Origin of the sequence: Streptomyces otsuchiensis (assembly GCF_004305975.1) — a bacterium.
In the GTDB taxonomy this organism is placed as follows: Bacteria; Actinomycetota; Actinomycetes; order Streptomycetales; family Streptomycetaceae; genus Streptomyces; species Streptomyces otsuchiensis.
The window spans coordinates 1-5,171 of the sequence record NZ_BHZI01000349.1; the positions used below are offsets into that span (position 1 = coordinate 1).

The 5,171-nt window shown below is 72.8% G+C and carries 5 protein-coding genes; all 5 read right to left on the reverse strand.

Features of this window, described 5'->3' with window-relative positions; genetic code table 11:
- Positions 1-866 (reverse strand): histidinol-phosphatase (locus E0D90_RS23300; protein ID WP_130799967.1); only part of this gene is annotated, 866 nt, incomplete at its 3' end.
- Positions 867-871: 5 nt separating this feature from the next.
- Positions 872-1,681, reverse strand: coding sequence for an SDR family NAD(P)-dependent oxidoreductase (locus tag E0D90_RS26800; RefSeq protein WP_157996925.1), 810 nt, complete (start codon positions 1,679-1,681; stop codon positions 872-874).
- On the reverse strand, positions 1,678-2,679 hold the full coding sequence (locus tag E0D90_RS26805) for a nucleoside-diphosphate kinase (protein ID WP_157996926.1): 1,002 nt from the start codon (positions 2,677-2,679) through the stop codon (positions 1,678-1,680). The genes E0D90_RS26800 and E0D90_RS26805 overlap by 4 nt, the downstream gene beginning before the upstream one ends.
- Positions 2,676-3,866: a methionine adenosyltransferase gene (locus tag E0D90_RS23310; protein WP_130799965.1), complete on the reverse strand. Its 1,191-nt coding sequence runs from the start codon at positions 3,864-3,866 to the stop codon at positions 2,676-2,678. The genes E0D90_RS26805 and E0D90_RS23310 overlap by 4 nt, the downstream gene beginning before the upstream one ends.
- Positions 3,867-3,985: 119 nt before the next feature.
- A complete protein-coding gene (locus E0D90_RS23315; protein ID WP_130799966.1) occupies positions 3,986-5,053 on the reverse strand; it encodes a myo-inositol-1-phosphate synthase in 1,068 nt (355 codons plus the stop codon).
- Positions 5,054-5,171 lie beyond the last annotated feature (118 nt).

Genomic DNA, 5,171 nt, shown 5'->3' on the forward strand with positions numbered 1-5,171 from the left:
GGTATCGTCGGCAGCGTAAGATGTGAAAAAAAGACGGGGCGACCCCCACACGCTGCCCATTCCATGGGCAGCGTGTGGGGCTCGCCCCGCCGGAAGAAGGTCCAGTCGCGGTATCCGATTCCGCGCAGCACCCGGACCACGTCGGCGTACTGGTCGCAGACGCGCCCGGGCACGTGCGCGTCGGAGGCGAAGGTGACCGGGACACCGAAGTGGTGGGCGCGTTCCAGGACGTCCGTCTCGGGATACCAGCCGCCGCACTGTTTGGTGTTGCCGGAGGTGTTGATCTCCAGCACGCACCCGGAGTCGCGGATGGCGCGCAGCATCTCGTCGGCCGCGGCGGGCGCGGGCACCGGCCCCAGCTTCGGGTGGTTGCCCTTGAGCGCGTCGACGTGGCCCATCACCTGGAAGAGGCCGGTGCGGGCGCAGTCCGCGACCGTGCGGAAGAACCGGGCTTTGACGGCGGGCAGTTCGTCGTCGTCCACCTGCTCCCAGCGACGGGTGTCGAAGATGTCGGCGCCCTCGAACATGTGGACCGACCCGATGACGTAGTCGAAGGGGTAGCGCGCCAGCTCCCGCGCGTAGGGCTCGGTCCGGCCGGGCAGGTAGTCGGCCTCGGTGGACAGCAGGATCTCGATGCGGCCGGCGAACTCCTCCTTGAGGGCCAGGGCTTCGGCCACGTAGGCCGGGAACTCCGACTTGGGCATGGCGACCCGGGGCAGGGCGTGGTCCTCGTCGGCGGCGAACATCGGTGCGTGGTCGGAGAGGCCGAACACCTGGACGCCCATCTCCACTGCGGTGGTGACGTAGTCCCGCAGGGAGCCGGTGGCGTGTCCGCAGCGCTCGTGCTGGGTGTGCAGATCGATCATCGCCGTCACACCGCCAGGTATCCGCCGTCGACGGGCAGGTCGGTGCCGGTGACGAAGCTGGCGTCGCCGGAGAGCAGGAACGCGATCGGGGCGGCGACCTCGGAGGGGTCGGCGAACCGGCCCAGCAGGAACTTCCCGCCGTGTTCGGGGTCGGCCTCGGCCGTGGCGCGGTCCAGGCCGAGCGCCTCGCGGTGGAACCGCTCGTTGTTGGCGTTCCAGACGGTCCCGGGACTGACGGAGTTGACGCGTACCCCCCGGGCGGCGAGGTCCTGCGCCATGCACCGGGTGAAGCCGAGGACGGCCGCCTTGCCGGTGTTGTAGGTGAGGTAGCCGCGCTGCGCGATGTGGGCCGAGATGGACGCCATGTTGACGATGGCGGCGTCGGCGTCGTGCTCGGGCAGGTGGCGCAGGAACTCCCGGGTGGCCAGGGAGAGGCCGACGATGGTCGGGTCCAGGGCGCCGCGCCAGTCGGCCTCCGTCGCCTCGATGCCCTTGAAGACGAAGCCGGCCGCCAGGTTCACCAGCAGGGTCGGGGCGGGCCAGTCGTCGGGCAGACCCGCGAAGGCCGCCGCGAGGGCCTGTTCGTCGGTGACGTCACCGACCGCGAGCGACACGGCGTGGCCCCGCTCCCGCCAGCGGGCGACGGCGGCCTCGCCGTGCTCGGCGCTCAGGTCGTAGACGAGGACCTGAGCGCCCTCTGCGCAGAGCCGTTCGACGACGGCCGCGCCGATGCCCTGGGCGCCGCCGGTCACCACGGCGGTTCGTCCGGCCAGTCCCCGGGGGTCCCGGCCGGCGGTTCCGTTGCTGGTGGTCAAGATGTCTCCTTCCGGCCGCTCCCGGCCAGGTGGGTGGTCCAGCCGCGCACGGTCCGCAGGGCGGCGTCGCGGTCGAGGTCCTCGGTGGCGCCGTGCGGGGCGAGCGTGCCGCCCGCGCCGGCCGGCAGGTCGGGGTCGGAGGCGAGGGCGGCCAGGGCGGCCTCGGGTACCCCGGCCGCGGCGAGGGAACGCCCGAAGGCGGTGACCGTCGGCCCCTGCTTGTCGGGGGCGGCGAAGTAGCGCCAGACCTGGAACATCGCCTCCAGGTGACCGGCCGACAGGTGGACGGCGTTGCGGCCCTCGGACAGCTCGATGCCGTGCCGCCGGCCCAGTTCCCCGAGTGCGCCGCGCAGGGACGCGGGGGCGGCCGTGCCGGGATGGAGGGCGCCGAGGAGGTCCCGGCGCAGCACGGCGATCTCGCGGGGGCTGTGGCACTCCAGCATCCCGACCCGGGCGCCCGGTGCGGCGTAGCCCGCGGTGAGCGCGGGGAGGAAGCCGTTGAGCACCACGGCCGGGCTGCCATTGACCTCGGTCAGCGACGCGTAGGACCCGGAGCCCAGCTTGTGCACGCCCGCGGCCCGGCAGCGTTCCTCCAGGGACTGCGGGGTCAGGCCCGCCTCGCGGGTCATCGCCTCGTACGCGCCGAGCGCGTCGCCGCCCGCCCCGGCCGGCAGGGCGCGCAACGCCTCGCGGGCCGTCGTGGTGAGGGCCGCGACTCCGTCGGCGGCGACGCGGTGCAGGCGCGGGTAGTGCAGCAGCAGGTAGCCGCGCTGGACGAACTCCGTGGCGGGCAGCACGGCGGCACGCAGGACCGCGGTCCCGTCGGCGTCGAGCACGCTGACGGCTGTGGCGAGCGCCTCGGCGGCGTGCGGGGCCACCATCACCTCGGGCTTGACCAGCACGGCGAAGTGGCTGCCGCTCTCCGGGGGGCCGTCGGGCGCCGGGCCGGTGTCCCCCCGTCCGGCGGCGGCCAGTGCTCGCACCCGTTCCGCCGTCACCACAGGGTGATGCCCTTCTCGATGAGTTCGGCCGTCAGGTCGCCGGAGCCCGCGACGCCGGCCTCGACGATCGAGCGGACCTGCTCCTCGTCGGCTTCGGGGGTGAAGACGACGACCTCGTCGGGACGTTCCAGGGGAGCTTCCTTGGAGGTGAAGATGTGGACCTGGGCCCCTCCGCCGCACTGCTCGTGCACCTGGCGGGCCAGGCGCTGCGCCATGATGTTGTAGATCTTGCCGGTGTGGTCCAGCGGGTTCTTGCCCGCGGGGGCCTCGATGCTCATGGGCCGCATCGGGGTGATCAGGCCGTTGACCCGGTTGCCGCGGCCGACGACGCCCACGTCGCCGGTGTCGGCGACGGAGCCGAGTGCCGTGAGGTAGGGGCGGCCGTTGCGGTCGGTGGCGTTCATCAGCATGGCGCAGTCGTCCAGGCCGAGGGAGCGGGTGTACTCCTCCAGCTCCTGCTGCACGACGGCCTTGCGGACCCGGTAGTGGTCCATGGACTCGATGTGCGCGGCCAGGAACGGCATGTTGACCACGAGGCTGAAGGCGTCGCCGCGGCGGCTGCCGAACACCTTGACGTCCCAGCCCGTGTCCGGGTGACGGTGCTTGAAGTCCGGGCCGTTGACGCGGTGTTCCAGCCCCTGCACGGCGGTCTCCAGGCGGGACAGCGGTGCGTAGCCGTGCAGGAGGTTGGTGTCGTTGGAGACCAGGCCGGCCGAGCGCAGCGGCACCAGGTCGGCGGGCGAGGCCGGCTGGTAGCGGGAGGCGCCGCGACCGGAGCCCTGGTGGTCGACGACGCCCAGCTCCACCACCAGGTGGCGGGCGGGGTCGAAGCCGGTGGTGACCTCCGTCAGGACGTCGGCGGCGGCGCGGAACATCAGGTCGTGGACCGGGATCTCGGTGGTCCCGACGCGGAAGGCGCCCTTGCCGAAGACTTTGACCCGGTACGGGGAGGTCAGTTCGCCGCGCCCGTAGTCGATGTCGGCGCCGCCGCCGTACAGCGTGACCTTGTCGAACCAGTGGTGGGCCACCCCGCCGAACTCGCGCAGGCAGTGCTGGGAGTAGTAGCGGGACATGCGCTCGGCGATGGCGTCGCACATGGTGTCGGGGTGGCCCACCCCCTTGCGTTCGACCAGTTCGTAGGGCAGGTCTTCGACCGACTGGTGGTGGCGTTGTATCGACAGCATGGTCCGTCTCTCTCGTGGGGAGGGCGCGGGATCTCACGGATCGGAGCGCGGGCCGGGCCGGGCCGGGCCGCGCGGATCAGCAGGGCGCGGGCCGGGCGCGCGGGTCGGAAGGGTTCGGTTCAGGCGGCGAAGTCGAGGAAGGCGGAGCGGGCCTGCGACTCCGGCAGGCCGCGCGGCGGGCTCTTGAAGAGCATCGGGGCGGGGCCGTCGACGGCTCCGGACAAGCCCCGGTCGACCGCGGTCATCGCGGCACGCACGGCGTTGGCGATGACCCCGGCCGCGTTGGGGCTGTCCTCGACGGTGAGCTTGACGTCGATCTGGACCTCCGAGCCCAGCACCGACCTGGCGCGCAGGTTGGCGAAGCACAGCTTGGTGTCGGCGAGGTGACCGATGTATCCCGTGGGTCCCGCCACACCGCTGACGTCGGTCATGCCCGCGGCGCGCAGGGCGTTGGCCTTCGAGGTGAACTTCGAGGCGGAGCGGGTGGCGTCGGCCAGGTTCAGGAAGTCGGTGTTGCCGCCCACGTTGAGCTGGTAGGTGGACTCCAGCTCCAGACCCCGGCTGAGGAGCAGTTCGATGAGGGCGGTGTGCAGGGTGGTGGCGCCCAGATGGCTGCGCAGGTCGTCGCCGAGCAGCGGCACACCGGCGTCGGCGAACCGGGCGCTCAGCTCCTCGTCACGGGCGACCCGTTCGGGGGTGCAGTTGACGACGGCGGCCCCGGCTGCGAGGGCGGCCTCGGCGAACATCCGCACGGCCTGCGTGGCGCCGGTGGGCAGGCTGATCACCAGCACGTCCACGGCGTGCTCCACGATCGCCTTGGCGACGCTGTCGGAGGTGGCGTCGTGGGTCTCCTCGGCAGGAGTGACCACGGTTCCCATGGGGCCGACGAGACCGTCGAGCACAGGCGCGGGCAGGACCGGGGCGTCCTTGTCGGCGTCCAGTTCGGCGAAGCGGGTGGCGGAGATCGTGGGCGCCTCGAAGGCGGTGGCCAGGGGTCGGCCGACCTTGTCGGCGTCGACGTCGAACGCCACCGCCACGCGGACGTCCGCGAGCCGGTAGCCGCCGATCGTCTGGCACATCAGGCCCGGAAGCGGCGCGGCGGGGGCGGCGTGGGCCTGGGCCACGAACTGGCTGAAGCTCCAGGCGCAGTTGCCGGCGCCCGCGAGCGCGACACGGATGGCTCTCATCTCGATGGGTCCTTTCTGGGAACGCCGGCCCCCGGCGGGGCGCGACCGTCCGCGCTGTCGGGGTGGGGGCCGGAGGGAGGAGTGCGGTGCGCCGCCCGCCCACGGCCCGTCACCACGC

What these genes read in the sequence shown, in the direction of transcription:
- E0D90_RS23315 (WP_130799966.1), bottom strand. Translation starts at nt 5,053, where the DNA reads ATGAGAGCCATCCGTGTCGCGCTCGCGGGCGCCGGCAACTGCGCCTGG.
- E0D90_RS23310 (WP_130799965.1), bottom strand. Translation starts at nt 3,866, where the DNA reads ATGCTGTCGATACAACGCCACCACCAGTCGGTCGAAGACCTGCCCTAC.